Origin of the sequence: Rossellomorea vietnamensis (assembly GCF_008180415.1) — a bacterium.
GTDB lineage: Bacteria > Bacillota > Bacilli > Bacillales > Bacillaceae_B > Rossellomorea > Rossellomorea vietnamensis_C.
The window spans coordinates 55,738-73,256 of sequence record NZ_VTEI01000013.1 but is presented as its reverse complement, the minus strand read 5'-3'; the positions used below and the strand labels follow the sequence as shown (position 1 = coordinate 73,256).

The window sequence follows — 17,519 nt, the reverse complement described above, 5'->3', positions numbered from 1 at the left end:
TGCTTTCTTTTCATATAAAGGAAAAAAGTTCCTCTATTCACCCCAAAATGAGCTTGAATTTGCAATTAAGGAAAAAAATTCTCTTATTTTTTTCCGCTGTGTACCCAATTAAGGAAATGACATGCCGCTTTCGCTATAAAGCACATTTCATCAGGCACACACCCCAGGGGAGCGGGCATTTTGAACGGAAATCAGCACTTTCATACATTTGAAGCGGAAAAGGCACGATTCTGTATTAAAGGTCTTTGGTGGACTTTTCAATGCCCTTGGAGAGACCTTTTGCCTTTTTGCATCAGCAGTTTAAAACGCCCAATTCCCTTTTCTAAAGACTGCTTCGGCTGACCCATCCTTATACAGCCCGTCAATATCCATGTTTGCAGACCCTATCATAAAGTCTTCATGCACAATGCTGTCATTCAGACCTGAAGCCTTCCTCTCATCCTCTGATAGTGCTTGTCCTCCTTCGAAACAAGTAGGATAGGACGAACCGATTGCCAGATGGTTGGAAGCATTTTCATCAAACAACGTATTGAAAAACAGGATGCCTGTATTTGAAATCGGGGATTTATGCGGAACCAAGGCCACTTCTCCCAGGTATTTTGCTCCTTCATCTGTATCCATCATTTTTTCAAGCAGTTCCTGACCAGTCTCTGCTTCGGCCTTGATAATTTTTCCATCCTCGAAGGTCAGCTTAAAATTATCAATGACGTTTCCTTGGTACGCCAGCGGCTTGGTGCTGGTAACATAGCCGTTCACCCCATTTTTAAGCGGGACAGTATATACCTCTTCCGTCGGCATATTGGCAATGAAGACGTTCCCTTCTTTATTTGTAGAACTTCCTGTCAGCCACAAGTGTTTTTCCGGAAGTTCAATCGTCAAGTCTGTTCCAGGTGCAGTATAATGAAGCTTCCAAAAATGTTTCTCGTTTAATTGAGAAGCTTTAGCTTGCAGTGTTTCAATATGGCTGCGCCATTCATCGACAGGATCGTCCTTATTGATCCTGACAGCTTCAAAAATTTTATCCCATAGAGCAGACACCCTTTCCTCTTCTGGAAGGTCAGGAAAGACTTTATCTGCCCATTTTTGTGAAGGCATCGCAATGATGGACCAGCTGATCCGGTCTGTCTCTATGGCTTCATAAAAGCTCTCAAGGGCATTGCCTCTCGCCTTTTCAAAGGTTAACAACCTTTCGGGGGGAATACCTTTCAATAAATCAGGATCATCTGCTTCGACCTGTAAGAATGCACCGCCTCTTTCAGCAACAGTATCGAAAGCGGACGCCATCCACTCCGGAAACTGCTCAAAGGCACTATCAGAAGCAAGTTCATAATGTGTCCTTTTTATCTCTTCGTCGTACCATTGTACATGTACTTCTCCTGCTTCAGCCAGGTACGCCTGCTTCACGATTTTCCTCACAAGGCGCTCAGTCCCCATAGGTGCGGAAATCCACATGTATTGGCCTTTTTGTATGTTGACTCCGGCTTTCACCGCAAGCTCAGCATATTTATCCAAATTTCGTTCAAAGTCCATTTCAATTCCTCCAATTCATTATGTAACCTGTATACTACAGCGATCAATCATCACCACAGGACTTATCCAAACCTTACTCCTAATCACCGGAAAACATCAAGCTAAAGGCAGTTGATTAGCCTTCTAAAGCAAAAAAGGGCAGTCCCTCACAGCGCATTAAAGCGGTGAAAAACCGTCCCCTCTATCTTATTAAGCTGATGGTGATACCTGTGTTTGCTGCTGAAGTTTTTTCCCTCTTGCTTCTTTGATAGTCAAGACCATAGCGATCAATAAGAATGCGCTTGAGATCTGGAAGAGTGTTCCTGTGCCAACGAATTGAGCAAGAATCCCAAAGACCAGCCCGCTCAAGCCGATTCCAAGGTCAATTGACGAGAAGAACATCCCGTTGGCAACCCCTCTTCTGTTAGCAGGTGTCTTGGAAAGCACCCACGATTGCAGAGTCGGAATCAAAGAACCGAATCCTACTCCAAACAGGACACCGGCAATAATGATCGGCAGGTTTGAATGAGCGAAAGACAATACCCACATACCGATAAAGGTCACTCCTGTACAGAATAATATCAATCCAATCGGTCCTTTTTCGTCAAACCACTTCCCTGCTATGGGGCGTGAAAGAGAAGCCATGATAGCATTGAAAAGATAGAAAAGGAAAATCTGATCGATACCGCGTTCCTCTCCGAAAATGACGATAAAGGTCACGATCGAGCCATAACCGAATGTGGCAATCATTGTGATGATCGCTGGATAAATACTTGACTTTTCAATGAGAGAACCAACATAAGAAAACTTTAAGTCCTCTTTCTTCGCTTCTTTCACCGCCTGCGGAGTGTGATAATGCACTGTCGAGAGAAGAATAAGTGCAATGATCCCCAAGGCAGTTGAAATATAAATGAGATTGCTGAACGATGTCACTTGAAACAAGTAAATACCTAAGCTTGGTGCGACAATCATCCCAATCGTTATTGATAAACCATAGTATCCCATTCCTTCACCAAGCCTTGAGTTTGGAACAACATCAACAGCAGCAGTTCCGTTAACAGTTGTGGACCAGCCCCATGCGAGCCCGTGCACGAAACGGAACATTAGAAAAATCACGACGATTTGCGAGAGCGGATAGATGACCGTGATCAAAAGCAGCAAAAGCGCTCCGATCAGCACCAGCGGCTTCCTCGTTTTATATTCCAGCATATAGCCGATAAAAGGCCTGCTCAATACAGCACCTACGGAAAATAAGGTTGTGACAAGTCCGATCTCCAATCCCGATGCCCCTAGAGATTTAATATAAGGAGGCAAAGTAGGAATCAGCATTTGAAAGGACATGAAAACAAACAAATTCCCCACCATCAGCATGATGAATGATTTGGTCCAGAGTGTTTCTTTCACTTGAAGTACCTCCTGTTTCAGCCTTTAGTTTCAGGCTTTTTTCACAAAAATAAAGGCAGTTTTCCAAAAGCATTTGTGTTTAAAGGAACATAGAGAGCCAATACACAACAAAGCTTTCAAAAACAGCCAAAATAAAAAACAATCTTCTCAGCGGAAGATTATTAATTCATTTAAATAATATTTCGGATTACTAAATAATAGCACAGGTTTATTGAAAATGGAACCATAAAATCAAAAGCGTAAGCGCCTTGGTCAGCCCCGACAGGCAAATGTTCCTCAGAGAAAAAAAGGTGCTCTTTCCTTTTATTCTCTGAGGGTTATTTGACCCCGAGGGGCTAGGCGCTGAAGCTGGACGGATCAAAAGCGTAAGCGCCTTGGTCAGCCCCGACAGGCAAATGTTCCTCAGAGAAAAAAAGGTGCTCTTTCCTTTTATTCTCTGAGGGTTATTTGACCCCGAGGGGCTAGGCGCTGAAGCTGGACGGATCAAAAGCGTAAGCGCCTTGGTCAGCCCCGACAGGCAAATGTTCCTCAGAGAAAAAAAGGTGCTCTTTCCTTTTATTCTCTGAGGGTTATTTGACCCCGAGGGGCTAGGCGCTGNCTGAAGCTGGACGGATCAAAAGCGTAAGCGCCTTGGTCAGCCCCGACAGGCAAATGTTCCTCAGAGAAAAAAAGGTGCTCTTTCCTTTTATTCTCTGAGGGTTATTTGACCCCGAGGGGCTAGGCGCTGAAGCTGGACGGATCAAAAGCGTAAGCGCCTTGGTCAGCCCCGACAGGCAAATGTTCCTCAGAGAAAAAAAGGTGCTCTTTCCTTTTATTCTCTGAGGGTTATTTGACCCCGAGGGGCTAGGCGCTGCAGCTGGACGGATCAAAAACGTAAGCGCCTTGGTCAGCCCCGACAGGCAAATGTTTCGAGGCTGGAGAGGGGCATTTTTGGTTATAGAGCTGCTTCGGTCGGGAGGAACCTATTTCCGTCGAGATATGTATAATGTTAAGGCTGTCGAGCGTTAGGAAGATTTAATCTAGTTCTTTTCTTTCTAAAAAGGCAGTTCTCGCTGACATTGCTGCTTTCGGATATCCCTGGATACTAAGGGTCTTCTCCCTAAAAGGGTAGAGCATCTCTTTTCGTATCATGATCACCGGGTTATTCCGCTGAATTATGGTTATTTTTCTCATAGTTAGTATCGAATAGCAACAAATTTCACAAAAAGAGCCATTAAAAAAAGAAGCCTCCCTCTGTAAAAACCAGCAAGAGGCCTTCTTCTCTTTTACCTTAAATCTTCCCAATCTGTTTTGAAAGAAAATTTCCATAAAACAGGAGCCAAAATCAACAGGATAGCCAAATAAATAAAGCTTCCATAATTAAACAGGAGGGCCAGGAAATGAATTCCTACAAAGACCCCGTTTAACAAAAAGTAAGGAACAAGTTTCCATCCTTCACTGTCCTGAGCCGCTTCGAATGACCTTGAAAAGGGCAATGTCCCTTTGATCATGCTGAATCCGATAGTGATATAGACAATGCTGCTTAAGAAAATGATGACAACATCCTCAATAATTCTAATTCCAAAGAGGAAGACAAAGATGAGGCTGATCACCACATATACCGGAAGGAAAAGCCTTACCATGACAGCTTTAATGGTTCCAGTATAAATGCTTCTCAACTGACTTACAGGAGCAGTCCTATAAATCCAGGACGCTTTATGTTTTCCTGAATACTTTACCATCATCAGCACATTCGGAATCATCAGCATGGTGAAATACAAGGACAGAAACCACTTACTCTCCCTGATACTGTCAAATGAATCCATCTGGAGCTGATTGAAAATGAAAATGAACGGAAATATCAGAGAAAAGCCAAGTGAAGGATAAACCTTCAGCTTGAAATCACGTTCCGTTTTAATCATCGATCTGGCAAAACGGTAAAATGCCCTCTCCTCTCCATTGCGGCAAAAGAAGGCAGCTTCCCAGTTCAAGTACCTCTGCGCCGTCTTCTTTTCCTTTCCGCTATGGCTGGACAACTTCTGCAGATTCCTTTCGAAGGAAGGCATCATTCTAGCGTAGATGAACAGTGCTATAATTGGAATAACAAAAGTCAATACGGTAAAAGCAATGATATAGGGGCCGCCTTCCCCTTGTAAAAATAACTGAAATGGCCCCCCAAACCAGACAGGAGGGATCAGGAACTGCCACCAAGCCGGAGAGAATGCCACTCCGAAATCAACCAATTCAAAAGACCTGGCGACAAACTGATACCCGACTGCCAAGCCGATGGAAAGACCGATCTGGACATAGTTGATGATATCCTTCAGTTTTTCTCCATCAAAAAAGCGTAAAATCGTGAAATACAATATTGCTGTTATCACCACTATCAGGAAATCCATCAAAATAATTTCCACTAAAAACAGCAAAAAGAATAATGGCCCATGAGAAAACAGGCTGACCACAAGAGGAATCGCAGCAATGGCTGCTGTCAGGAAAAACAAATAGATACAGACATGCAGGGTTTTCGCCAGACTGATGGTCCTCTTATCCACAGGCTTCGTATGTAAAATATTCCGATCCCGGACATCAAGCAGGACTGAGGAAAAATCAGAAATCATGGAGGTCATAATAATGAACATCAGTACTCCGAATGTAATGCTCATTTGGAATAGATAACTGTCTCCCATAAGCATGAATGGCACAAGAAATAATCCGTATAAAGCATATATCCATAATGACTTGATGAAGCGGTTGATATCATCTTTTTGTTTCTTATTGGACTGGTTTAATACCGTCGGCACCCTTCTGCCGTCCATGGTCAGTTTGACTTGCAGGATTTTTCTCAGCAGCTTGTAGTCAATGCCCTGCTTTGTGAACATCCAGCGAAAAAAATCCAGAAACCGAAGTGTAGGAAAGTCTTTCATCCTTACACCCCGCCTTTGACAATTTCGACAAACCGCTCAGCAATCTGGCCGTGCTCATTGAACCCTGTAAGTTCATTGAAAATCTGCTCCAGCGTGCCATCCATATTTTTCCCCTTTAATTCCGCAAATGTACCATCGGCCACAATCCGTCCATCATGAAGAAGCATGATCCGGCTGCTGATCTTTTCCACGACATCCATGATGTGAGAAGAATAAAAGATCGTCTTCCCCTCCGCTGCCAGCTTCGCTAATATCTCTTTGAACACCATGACGCTATTCGCATCAAGTCCATTGATTGGCTCATCAAAGAACAAGAGCTCGGGATCATGAAGAAGACTTGAAATGATGAGTACTTTTTGTTTCATCCCTTTTGAGTAAGAGGCTATTTTCGAATGAAACACACCCTCCAAGCCGAATATATTCATCAACTTGAATGCTTTATCTCCCGCTTCCTCTGCGGTCATTCCATAAAGCTCCCCGATAAATGTCATATATTCATTCGCTGTCAAATTATCATAAATCTCCGCAATCTCCGGGACATAGCCAATTTTTCTCTTATAATCTATGTTACTATCAGAAATCTTTTCACCAAAAACCTCTATCTCGCCCCGATCTGCCGTTTCCAGGCCGAGCAGGATTTTAACCGTTGTACTTTTTCCTGCACCATTCGGACCAATATATCCAATGATCTGCCCCTTTTGAACCTCTAAATCAATCCCTTTCAGGACATGCTTCGAACCAAAACTCTTCTGAAGTTCCCTTATCGATAGAACCGTCTCTCCCTGAACTCCCAAAACATCACCCTCTTTTTGGGTTAATTGTAACATATTAGGCAGGGAAATTGTTCCTATTCGTGACAGTCACCACCCGGGATTTGTCGAATACAAAACAACATGCTTTCACCAGCCGCCTCCTCTTCCCTTTAATAATGGATTCAATCAAAAAAGGATGGTCGAGGGTCGAAAAATTTCTTCAACATCGCCATCCAGTCTGGTTTTTTTAAAGCCTCTTCTAATCATTAAACGAAAATCTCATGGCCATTCCGCACACATCAATACAAGAGTTCAAACACTCCATTCAACTGATAACCCCGCTCCAGGTCACCAGCTTCGTTCGCATGATTGATTTCATTATCAAGAATACTCTCAAGCGAACGGATTTCTTCCTCACTGAGATCCCTGACGAAGGCACCTTCGGATGCGTAATGCCCCTGCTCGATTTTGTGGTTGATTTCCCTCATTAAATCGTTTTCCTCTGTATAGTTGGAAAGCACTTCCCGTAAATACGCTAAATTCTGATCCATTTCCACCCCTCCTTTGCACCACTGTTTATAGAATTAGGATGAGTAAAAAAGGCAGAAATATGCGGCACCTCCATGAATTAAAAGAGAAAGGAATTATTCGACAAATTCCGGGGGTGACTGTCACTGGGCAGGGTATAATAGAGGAATATTTAACCATAAAGAAGGAGTGATTCCAATGTGGGGCAATTTATCTCGGGCATGGAAAATCTGTTTTGAGCAAGCCTGGCTTTCTTATTGCAGCGGCTCTTTTCCTATCGGTGCGGCGATAACGGATGAAAACGGCAAGGTGATCTCGGCCGGCAGGAATAAGGTATATGAGAAGTCACAAGAACCAGGCCAGATCTGCAACAACAAGATTGCACATGCTGAAATCAATGCCATCTTGAAAATCGATAATCTGGAAACTAACAGAAACAGGAAGAAGTACAGTATCTTTTCCACGATGGAACCCTGCGCTTTATGCTTCGGGGCCATCGTCATGTCAAGCATCAAAAACATTCATTATGCAGCAGGGGACGGCCTGGCTGGAGCCGCAAACCCGGTAAATGGGAATGATTATATCATTGAGAAATCCATTTCAGTCCATGGTCCCCATAAAGAGCTGGAAATCGTGCAGCTCGTTCTAAAAACTGATTTCGTACTCCGAAGAGGACATGATATTGACAGGATTATCACTCCATGGAAAAGGGATTGCCCAAAGGGGGTTGAACTTGGTGAAAGGTGGTTGAACTTGGTGAAAGGTGGTTCAGCGAAGAAAAACTACAAGAGGCTAAACGAAAGGGCAGGCCATTCGAAGACGTCTTTGATGAAATAGTGGAAGAAGCACGGCAAATTTTTTAAAGATCCCCTTCTGCCTTCACTGCATAATTCCATCCCTGCTGGAAAGATTATCACTATCTGGATACATAATGCGGGAGGCTTTTAAATGATTGAAACGTTAAAAGAAACATTGATCGTCCTTGGAAGGATCATTACCATACTGCCTTTGCTTTTATTCATTACAATTTATATGGGAAAACGGGCAATCGGCGAACTGCCCATCTTTGATTTTCTGATCATCTTGACACTGGGATCCGTTGTCGGTGCAGATATCGCCGATCCGGAAGTGCAGCACCTACAGACGGGGATTGCCATCATCGCCATCGGAATTCTTCAAAAGATTGTATCCAAGCTGAAGATTGCCAATCGATTCATCGGAAGGCTCTTAACGTTTGAACCGACGATAGTTATTCAAAATGGAAAACTTTTGAGGAAAAACATTAAAAGTATTAATTACTCTGTGGACAATGTGCTTCAGATGCTGAGGGAAAAAGATGTTTTTACGATTGACGACATCGAAACTGCCATCATTGAGTCAAGTGGATCTCTAAGCGTCTACAAAAGAGCACAAAAGCAGACAGCCACAGCGGGAGACCTTGGTATCCTCCACTCTTCTCCCGGCATATCCGTGCCTGTTATTATGGAAGGGACCATCTATCAGAATGTCCTCCACCAATTCAACCTCAATGACCAATGGCTGGATCACCAGTTGCAGAGGAAGGGGATACATGACACCAATGACATTTTTTATGCTTCCATTAATAAAAATCATGAGCTGCATATTTCCCTGAAAGAGGAAAATCAAGGGAATATCCCTTACCTTTTTCATTAAAAACAGGTTTCAGATAGCCCTCTTAACCTCAAGGTAAAGGAGACCGGTCAGTTCTGCTGCCGGGTTCTGCGCTGATAATCTGCCCCACTGCACAGATTATCAGCGCAGACTGCGGCTGCCGACCGAAAAGCCCTGATATTAAAACAACTCCCCTGCTAATCATTTTCCCCTTTTGATATAATAAAAGAACACTTTCTTAAAGGAGTCTCCGCCATGTTCGACTTACTTTTCACGATGCTCGAAAGACTCGGGCTCATCGTAACAATTGCCTTTATTTTAACGAGGTTCCGCTTCTTCCAGAGCATGGTCTATCAGGATAAATTACGCGGAAGGCAGCAGATTGTCGCCATCCTATTCTTTGGTTTTTTCGGTATCATCGGAACCTACTCTGGACTGTCCTTCAACACAGAAACAATGGATTTCAACCGTTGGGCAATGAACCTCGGAACCGATGAGGCGATTGCCAATTCCCGGGTAATCGGGGTGGTTCTTGCAGGCCTTCTCGGAGGCTATCGGGTTGGACTCGGAGCCGGCTTGATTGCAGGAATTCACCGTTTCACCCTCGGCGGATTCACGGATATCGCCTGCGGAATCGCCTCGATTGCCGCGGGAATCGTTTCAGGTATATTCCATCAGCGGAATAAGCATGTGAAGCTGCCGACAGCTTTCCTCATAGGGGCACTCGCCGAAACAATCCAAATGATCATCATCCTTTTGGTGGCAAAACCTTTTGAAAAAGCACTGGCACTCGTAGAAATGATTGGTGTCCCGATGATTCTTGCCAATGGTCTCGGCTGCGCCCTGTTTCTATTAATTATTAAAAATGTCGTGAATGAAGAAGAAAAAGCCGGTGCACTGCAGGCCCAAAAGACACTGAGAATCGCTGACCAGACACTGGCTTACCTGAGAAAAGGGATGAATACCGACTCTGCCAAGGCTGTCTGCGAAATTCTTTTTAAAGAAATTAATCCATCTGCCGTCGCCATGACCAATAAGACGAGCATCCTTGCCCATACAGGAAAAGGTGATGACCATCACCGGGCAGGCAGTCCACTGCAGACCCACATTACCAAGGATGTCATCAAGCACGGGAAACTGGTGGTTGCAAATGATGAGACCATCCACTGTGTGAACAAGGATTGCCCGCTTGGTGCAGCCGTCATCGCTCCTTTAAAGCAGCGCGGGGAGACCATCGGCACACTGAAATTTTATTTTTCCTCTGAAAAAGAGATTTCCAATGTCATTCTTGAATTGATTTCCGGCCTGAGTGTCCTTCTCAGCAATCAGCTTGAAATCGCGGAAGCTGACAAAGCCCTTCAATATGCAAAAGAAGCCGAGATCAAAGCTCTTCAGGCGCAAATCAGCCCGCACTTTTTGTTCAATTCCATGAATGTCATCGGCTCCCTGATCCGGATTGATCCTGCTCAGGCACGAAAGCTCCTCATCTCCCTTTCGCACTTTTTAAGACAGAACCTGACGGGCACAACTGCTGAAATCACGTCTTTGGAACAGGAATTAAAACATGTAAGAGCTTATCTCGCCATTGAGGAAGCCCGTTTTGTTGATAAGCTGAAAGTGGAATATGATATAGATGAGCAATCGTTATCCCTGATGATTCCTCCCCTTACTCTCCAGCCAATAGTGGAAAATGCCATCAAGCACGGCATCAAGGATAAGCGGGAAGACTGTCTTGTGAAAATAACGATCACTAAAAAGACTCATGGGTCAGCCATCTCGGTACATGACAATGGACAAGGAATTCTTCCAGAACGTTTAAAGCTCCTCGGAGTGAACAGCCTTGAATCCGAAACCGGTACCGGATTTGCTTTATATAATATCAACAGAAGACTGACGATGATGTTTGGCGAAAAAGCTGCCCTGAACATCTTGAGTGATTACGGAAAAGGAACAGAGGTCTCCTTTTTCATCCCTGAAATGGAGGAATCCGAATGGAAAAAACAATAAAGGTACTGGTCGCTGATGATGAACGGTACAGCCGGGATGAACTCAAGCATCTGCTTAGCGAGTATTCCTCCATTGAAGTTGCCGGAGATGCCGACTCTGGTGAAAGTGCCATCCTTCAGTCCATCCAGCACAGTCCAGACGTCGTATTCCTGGACGTCGAAATGCCGAAGTTGAATGGCATGGAAGCTGCCAAATCCCTTTTAGAACTGAAGAAGCCGCCGCTGATTGTTTTCGCCACAGCTTATCCTCAATTTGCGGCAGAAGCATTCCGTTACGAGGCTGTGGACTACTTATTAAAACCTTATGACGAAGAACAGTTAGAACAAACAATAAAAAGAATTGAAAAGCAGCTGCTTCCCTCTTCCCTCCCTGACACAGAAATTTCCAGGCAGCCAGGCAAGCTGGCAGTCGAAGGCGAAGGAGAAATCCTGTATCTCGATCCTGCTCAAATCCTGTATATATGCAGAGAAGAAAAAGTATCACAAATCATAACGAAGACTGCCCAATACGAGGTCAAAACACCTCTTAAGGATCTGGAAAGCCGCCTCGGCGCCTTTTCCTTTTTTCGTATTCATAAAAGTTATATCGTCAATCTGGATTATGTCTCGAAATTAACCCCTTGGTTCAACGGAGCCTATCAGCTTGAAATCCAAGGATCCAAAGAAAAACTCTCCGTCAGCAGAAATTATGTGAAAGCACTCCGACAGAAGCTCGAACTGTAACATAACAGAGATGCACCTTATGCATCTCTATTTTTAATTGAAGTTAGGCAGCGTTTTCGGAAGTCAGTTCCAGCGCCCGAGGGTCTGTACCCACCGGAACGGACTTTGCACCTCGGGGTCAAATAACCCCCGGAGAATAAAAGAAAGACCGCCTTTTTTTCTCCGGGAAACATTTGCCTGTCGGGGCATTACAGGGCGCTTCCGCTTTTTATCAATCCAGCTGCTGCACCCTGCCCCTCCGGGTCAAATAACCCCCGGAGAATAAAAGAAAGACCGCCTTTTTTTCTCCGGGAAACATTTGCCTGTCGGGGCATTACAGGGCGCTTCCGCTTTTTATCAATCCAGCTGCTGCGCCCTGCCCCTCGGGGTCAAATAACCCCCGGAGAATAAAAGAAAGACCGCCTTTTTTTCTCCGGGGAACATTTGCCTGTCGGGGCATTACAGGGCGCTTCCGCTTTTTATCAATCCAGCTGCTGCGCCCTGCCCCTCGGGGTCAAATAACCCCCGGAGAATAAAAGGAAGACCGCCTTTTTTCCTCCGGGGAACATTTGCCTGTCGGGGCATTACAGGGCGCTTCCGCTTTTTATCAATCCAGCTGCTGCGCCCTGCCCCTCGGGGTCAAATAACCCCCGGAGAATAAAAGAAAGACCGCCTTTTTTTCTCCGGGGAACATTTGCCTGTCGGGGCATTACAGGGCGCTTCCGCTTTTTAGTGTAAAGGCTTTCAATCAACTGCATCTTAATCCTTCCTGACTGCATCTTAATCCTCCATTTTTGCATCTTGCTCTCAAAATCCACTATTCTGCCACAATCAATCTTATAATCTATGTAAACGCATTCATATTACTCTTAAGGAGGATTTATCATGTATACATTTTTAGCCGGAATTGCATTATTGATTGTTGGTTATTTTACGTACGGCAAGTTTGTCGAAAAAGTTTTCGGTGTGAAGGAAGGCAGAACGACACCTGCTTATACTCATCAGGATGATGTCGACTACCTTCCAATGAATACACCTAAAAATTCATTGATTCAGCTATTGAATATCGCTGGTGTCGGACCGATTTTCGGGCCGATCATGGGAGCTCTATACGGACCCGTGGCATTTATCTGGATTGTCATTGGATGTATCTTCGCTGGTGCTGTCCATGACTACCTTACCGGAATGATTTCCATTCGCAACCGGGGCGCTCACCTTCCTGAGCTTGCGGGTAAATTCCTGGGCAAGTTTATGAAGCACGTGGTAAACGCATTCGCTGTCTTACTTTTATTATTGGTCGGTACGGTTTTCGTTTCAGCACCTGCTGATTTGCTTTTCAACCTTATGGACGGCTGGGCTGCAATGGGATTAATCCTTGGCGCCATCTTCATTTACTACATCCTGGCTACTCTTCTTCCAATAGATAAAATCATCGGACGGTTCTATCCGATCTTCGGGGCTCTTCTATTAATCAGTGCCTTCGGAGTCGGCGGTATGCTTATTTTTACAGGAGCACCTATTCCTGAATTGTCACTTTCTAATTTCCACCCTGACAATGCACCAATCTTCCCATTACTATTTTTGACTATCTCTTGCGGTGCCTTATCGGGATTTCATGCAACACAAACACCCATCATCTCCCGTACGACTCAAAGCGAGAAGAACGGAAGAAAGATTTTCTATGGCATGATGATTGCCGAGGGAATCATTTCCATGATTTGGGCTGCTGCCGCAATGAGTTTGTTTGACGGCTATAACGGCCTGAATGACTTACTTGCAAATGGAGGACCTGCCGGAGTTGTCAGTGAAGCTTCCACATTAATGCTTGGTGCTGTCGGAGGAACACTTGCTGTTCTGGGTGTCATCATTCTTCCAATCACTTCAGGTGATACAGCATTCAGAAGTGCGCGTATGATAATCGCAGACTACTTCAATTTTTCACAAAAGAAAGTCTCAAGCCGTCTATGGATTGCTCTTCCATTATTCGCGATTTCCTTTGCTCTGACGAGAATTGACTTCACGCTTCTATGGCGTTACTTCTCTTGGGCAAACCAGTCAACGGCCGTCATCGCCTTATTCGTCGGTGCAATGTACCTATATGTGGCCAAAAAGAATTTCTGGATCCCACTCATTCCTGGTATCTTCATGCTGATGGCTACGACAACTTACATCTTGAACGCGCCTATCGGATTCGGTATGGCACTCAGCACTTCTTACATCGGAGCTGCAGTCATCTCTGTCATCTTAACAGTCACCTTCTTCGTGGCTGCCAAAAAGGCAAGGGCTAACAACATCCCTCTTGAAGATGATGTTTCCAACTGGAAGCCGGCTGCCTGATGGGCTGCTGCAGTCACAATTATCGTAAACAGTGAACGAGGAAGAAGTAAGAATTAATGAGAAAGGGAGCGATACGCTCTCTTTCTCATTTAAATTCATTCTGATAGCAGCCTCTGCAGTTGCCGTGCTTGCTATTATACTGATTTGACTAACCAAAACCTCGGGAGCTGTTTTTTCCCGGGGTTTTGGGTTTGTTGGAGGTTGATTTTTGGGGATTGGGATAGATTCTGGTTTTTGAGCCTGGCTCAGATCCACCTTTTGGAGCCTGGCTCAGATCTACCCTTTTGAGCCTGGCTCAGATTCACCTTTTTGAGCCTGGCTCAGATTCACCTTTTTGAGCCAGGCTCAGATYCACCYTTTKGAGCCTGGCTCAGATCYAYCCTTTTGAGCCTGGCTCAGATCCATCCTTTTGAGCCTGGCTCARATCCAYCCTTTTGAGCCTGGCTTAGATCCACCCTTTTGAGCCTGGCTCAGATTCACCTTTTTGAGCCAGGCTCAGATTCACCTTTTGGAGCCTGGCTCAGATCTACCCTTTTGAGCCTGGCTCAGATCCATCCTTTTGAGCCTGGCTCAAATCCACCCTTTTGAGCCTGGCTTAGATCCACCCTTTTGAGCCTGGCTCAGATTCACCTTTTTGAGCCAGGCTCCACACAATTACAACTTGTTATAGAAACTGCCTTTATTTAAATTTAGTTCCACGTAACTTTTGTAAGTTTTTTTAGAGCCACCACAAAGATTTTCAATGATTTTATTACTGTTTATTATTGGCTCTTCATAATTGGCTATGAAAGTTTTATAACTGCTCCAAGGGTATTGTTCTGGATTTTTCACCATTCCCGCTTTCACTGGGTTTAAGTGAATATACCTGCTAGTATCCATCATGTGTTTCCAATCTTTAATGATTTTATCGTCAAAGCGGTTTTGGAACAGATGCCCTATATATCTATATTTGTTATTGAAATATCTAGCATAGAGGGAGTGGATGTAATGAATGATTACTGAGGGTGAATGTTTTTCTGTTTCTATTAATAAGTGGATATGGTTGGGCATGAGGCAATAGGAGTGGAGTTTAAAAGGAAAACGATTTTGAGATTTTTCAAGCAGATGGAGATAATAAATGTAGTCATCTTTTTCATGAAAGATAGTATCTTTTCGATTCCCGCGAGATGTTATATGGTACATTGCACCTGGAAACCATATTCTCTTTTTTCTTGGCATTGGATCATCCTCTCAATTTTATAAACTATCTATTCTATAAAAAGGGCAGCAATCCTGCTTTTGGACATCACCCTAAATCTATAAACAAGGAGACTGAAAACATGAAAATATTAATAGTAGGAGCCGGCGCGGTCGGCGGTTATTTCGGCGGGCGGCTTGCAGAAAAGGGCGAAGATGTGACTTTTCTTGTACGTGAACGGCGAAGGGAGCAGCTTGAAAAGTCCGGGCTCTCTATTCAGAGTGTTCATGGAAATATTGATGTGAAACCGAAAACTGTCGTATCTGGTAATAACCCCAGCCCCTATGATGCTATTATACTATCTGTGAAAGCGTATCAACTGGAAAGTGTAATGGACAGCATTGAACCGTATGTCGGCGGGGAAACAATGATTCTGCCTCTGTTGAACGGGATGTCGCATGTGGATACACTGGTTGACAGATTCGGTGAGCATAATGTCATTGGCGGACTTTGTTTTGTAGAGTCTACTTTGGATTCGGAGGGGCGTGTCGTTCAATCAAGTCCAATTCATGATGTGGTTTTTGGTGAGCGGTCAGGGAAGAAAACTCCACGGATTTTAAAGCTGCAAGATGCCTTAAGCGGGACGAGAGCCAGCTTCACTCTCTCTGAAACGATTATTCAGGAGATGTGGCATAAATATTTGTTTATAACGACTCTTTCTGGTGTCACTTCACTCTTCCGGGCCCCAATTGGTCCAATCAGAGAAAACAAAATCGGTTTGTCTTCTATCAAAAACACTCTGAGTGAAGCCTCGGCTATCATGAGAAAACTTGGGGCTCCTATTGCGGATGATGTTGAAGCAAAGCAATTGGAAAAACTGAACAGCATGGGATTTGAGATGAAATCTTCCCTTCAAAGGGACATGGAAAAGAAACTCCCCATCGAAGCGGATCATTTATACGGATTTCTGCTTAAAGAAGCGGCAAAGTATGATATCCCTGCTCAAACTCTGGACGTTATTTATGCGAATCTAAAAATATATGAGAGCTAAAGGAAAGAGCAGGTTCTGTGATATGCAGCCCCTGCTCTTTTTTAGTTTCAGGTAACCTGAACGTTCAGGCTCTTTTAATAGAAAATTTACTGCTTACAAGGAAAAGGGGCTAACCAAGAAAGGAATCAGGAGCAGCTACTACTTTCATATATCAGTTTCCAAACTGATTCGGGGGTTTCTTTTCTGAAAAGAATTCATCGAGTACTTCACGATGGCTCTTGACGATATAAACGGGGAACTCTTCTCTAAAAAAATATTTACATTGAATCGATTCTGCCTTGTCCACCTTAAGGTCCCCGCTTACTTCAGTAGTACTATAAGCTATTGTCACAGAATAGAACTGATCACCATTTGCTGCTACGATAAAGTATTTTTTTCCGGAGTACACATTTATCAGGTCCAGCTTCCCTACTTTCAGACCCGTTTCTTACAAAACCTCTCGGCGTGCGGTGTCTTCTGTTGATTCCCCAAGCTCCATCAACCCTCCAGGCAGACCCCATGCTCCTTCCGGATGTCTTCTTTGCTGAAGCAATATCCTTCCTTCTTTATCTAAGATAACTACCACTGCACCAGTTAAAATTAATGGCTTCTTTCCAACAAGTGTCCTGATTTCCTCTATGTATCCCATTAGATCACCACCTCTGTATGAGAAATATCTTTTGCTTCCCTCTCAGTTTACAGTAATTTTGAGGCTGATTGAGAAATTGGTAACAAAATCCACCAAACCTCCAAGCTTTTTCTATTTATATTCAACACTACTGATAGTGAAGGAGGACAGATTCAGTTCTTCATGATTGAAAGTCTCTAGAACGCACTTTGCCAACTTTAGAGTGTTTGAATCCAGATTTTTTCCATCTGATACAGGATTCTCATTTTGGGCGGGAGACTGGACGGCAACGGTCAGCTCGTCGGCCCTCACGGGGTCCTAAACAACGAACTGACCAGGTTTAAATCTGAAATCTAATTCCCCTCCAGACGCGGACTCTCTTATATAAACCTGCCCTCTTTTTTTCATTATAAAAGCCTGAGTATACGCTTCCCTCGTTTAGATATCAGAAAATAGAGGTATCTATACATAATAAGACTATTATTTCGTAATAAGTGCTTACATGAAGCACGAATATATAAATCCAAGGAGGCAAAAGAATGGAAGAGAAACGATCGTACTATGTGGATATGACAAGCGGGGACATCTTGGAGGAGCCTTCCTTTGAAGAAAGTGCGGGGCTGCATATTTTAGCGACTCCGGAAGAGAGAACAGAATTGAAAAAATTTTTCAACGACAACTACGATGATGATGTTTCTACCTTTTTCCGTTCCCATATCCCGTTTAAACAATATCATGACGACCCCCAGGATGCCAATTATGACAGATCGCTGCAAAAAATATATTCCAAGATTTATAAATTGGGAGACGCAGAGACAAAACGGCATATCGAAAAAATTGGAGTACTGGACGAGCATAAACCGCATGTGCGGGATGATATTGAAAACCTTAAATAATGAAAAAACGCCCTT

Annotated in this window: 14 protein-coding genes and 1 pseudogene; 7 read left to right on the top strand and 8 right to left on the bottom strand. The window is 44.0% G+C overall.

Translation table 11 applies throughout. From position 1 onward, the window contains the following. Positions 1-300 precede the first annotated feature (300 nt). From FZC78_RS18565 to FZC78_RS18540, 5 genes are all read right to left on the bottom strand, one after another. Positions 301-1,530, bottom strand: coding sequence for an aminopeptidase (locus FZC78_RS18565; RefSeq protein ID WP_148941573.1), 1,230 nt, complete (start codon positions 1,528-1,530; stop codon positions 301-303). Positions 1,531-1,719: 189 nt separating this feature from the next. Beyond that, complete coding sequence (locus FZC78_RS18560) at positions 1,720-2,913, bottom strand: MFS transporter (RefSeq protein WP_435874175.1); 1,194 nt, start codon at positions 2,911-2,913, stop codon at positions 1,720-1,722. 1,265 nt (positions 2,914-4,178) lie between these two features. Further along, positions 4,179-5,816 (bottom strand): hypothetical protein, encoded by a 1,638-nt coding sequence (locus FZC78_RS18550; RefSeq protein ID WP_148941572.1) that lies wholly within the window; start codon positions 5,814-5,816, stop codon positions 4,179-4,181. 2 nt (positions 5,817-5,818) lie between these two features. Beyond that, a complete protein-coding gene (locus tag FZC78_RS18545) occupies positions 5,819-6,610 on the bottom strand; it encodes an ABC transporter ATP-binding protein (protein ID WP_435874174.1) in 792 nt (263 codons plus the stop codon). A 257-nt stretch (positions 6,611-6,867) separates the two neighbouring features. Continuing rightward, the gene (locus tag FZC78_RS18540; protein ID WP_148941570.1) at positions 6,868-7,119 is read right to left on the bottom strand and encodes a sigma-G-dependent sporulation-specific acid-soluble spore protein CsgA; all 252 of its coding nucleotides are present in this window, start codon (positions 7,117-7,119) and stop codon (positions 6,868-6,870) included. Positions 7,120-7,294: 175 nt separating this feature from the next. On the opposite strand from FZC78_RS18540, the gene FZC78_RS18535 reads away from it, so the two are divergent. From FZC78_RS18535 to FZC78_RS18520, 4 genes are all read left to right on the top strand, one after another. Beyond that, the gene (locus FZC78_RS18535) at positions 7,295-7,933 is read left to right on the top strand and encodes a nucleoside deaminase (protein ID WP_252183679.1); all 639 of its coding nucleotides are present in this window, start codon (positions 7,295-7,297) and stop codon (positions 7,931-7,933) included. 111 nt (positions 7,934-8,044) lie between these two features. Beyond that, positions 8,045-8,770 carry a DUF421 domain-containing protein gene (locus FZC78_RS18530; RefSeq protein ID WP_148941569.1) on the top strand — a complete coding sequence of 242 codons (726 nt, stop codon included), beginning with the start codon at positions 8,045-8,047 and terminating at the stop codon, positions 8,768-8,770. Positions 8,771-8,983: 213 nt separating this feature from the next. Next, positions 8,984-10,735, top strand: a complete 1,752-nt coding sequence (locus FZC78_RS18525) for a sensor histidine kinase (RefSeq protein WP_148941568.1) — start codon at positions 8,984-8,986, stop codon at positions 10,733-10,735. Further along, complete coding sequence (locus tag FZC78_RS18520) at positions 10,720-11,457, top strand: LytR/AlgR family response regulator transcription factor (RefSeq protein WP_148941567.1); 738 nt, start codon at positions 10,720-10,722, stop codon at positions 11,455-11,457. The genes FZC78_RS18525 and FZC78_RS18520 overlap by 16 nt, the downstream gene beginning before the upstream one ends. Before the next feature lie 563 nt (positions 11,458-12,020). Here the strand turns inward: FZC78_RS18520 and FZC78_RS18515 are convergent. After that, positions 12,021-12,215: a hypothetical protein gene (locus FZC78_RS18515; protein WP_148941566.1), complete on the bottom strand. Its 195-nt coding sequence runs from the start codon at positions 12,213-12,215 to the stop codon at positions 12,021-12,023. A 106-nt stretch (positions 12,216-12,321) separates the two neighbouring features. Between FZC78_RS18515 and FZC78_RS18510 the strand changes: the two genes are divergently transcribed. Beyond that, positions 12,322-13,773, top strand: coding sequence for a carbon starvation CstA family protein (locus FZC78_RS18510; RefSeq protein WP_148941565.1), 1,452 nt, complete (start codon positions 12,322-12,324; stop codon positions 13,771-13,773). A gap of 654 nt (positions 13,774-14,427) precedes the next feature. On the opposite strand, the gene FZC78_RS18505 is transcribed toward FZC78_RS18510, so the two are convergent. Continuing rightward, the gene (locus FZC78_RS18505) at positions 14,428-14,991 is read right to left on the bottom strand and encodes an REP-associated tyrosine transposase (protein WP_148941564.1); all 564 of its coding nucleotides are present in this window, start codon (positions 14,989-14,991) and stop codon (positions 14,428-14,430) included. 101 nt (positions 14,992-15,092) lie between these two features. On the opposite strand from FZC78_RS18505, the gene FZC78_RS18500 reads away from it, so the two are divergent. Then, positions 15,093-16,001, top strand: a complete 909-nt coding sequence (locus FZC78_RS18500) for a ketopantoate reductase family protein (protein WP_148941563.1) — start codon at positions 15,093-15,095, stop codon at positions 15,999-16,001. Positions 16,002-16,152: 151 nt separating this feature from the next. Here FZC78_RS18500 and FZC78_RS18495 read toward each other — a convergent pair. After that, a pseudogene (locus FZC78_RS18495) lies at positions 16,153-16,629 on the bottom strand (NUDIX hydrolase). Positions 16,630-17,147: 518 nt separating this feature from the next. Here FZC78_RS18495 and FZC78_RS18490 point away from each other — a divergent pair. Then, complete coding sequence (locus FZC78_RS18490; RefSeq protein WP_148941562.1) at positions 17,148-17,504, top strand: hydrolase; 357 nt, start codon at positions 17,148-17,150, stop codon at positions 17,502-17,504. Positions 17,505-17,519: the final 15 nt, after the last annotated feature.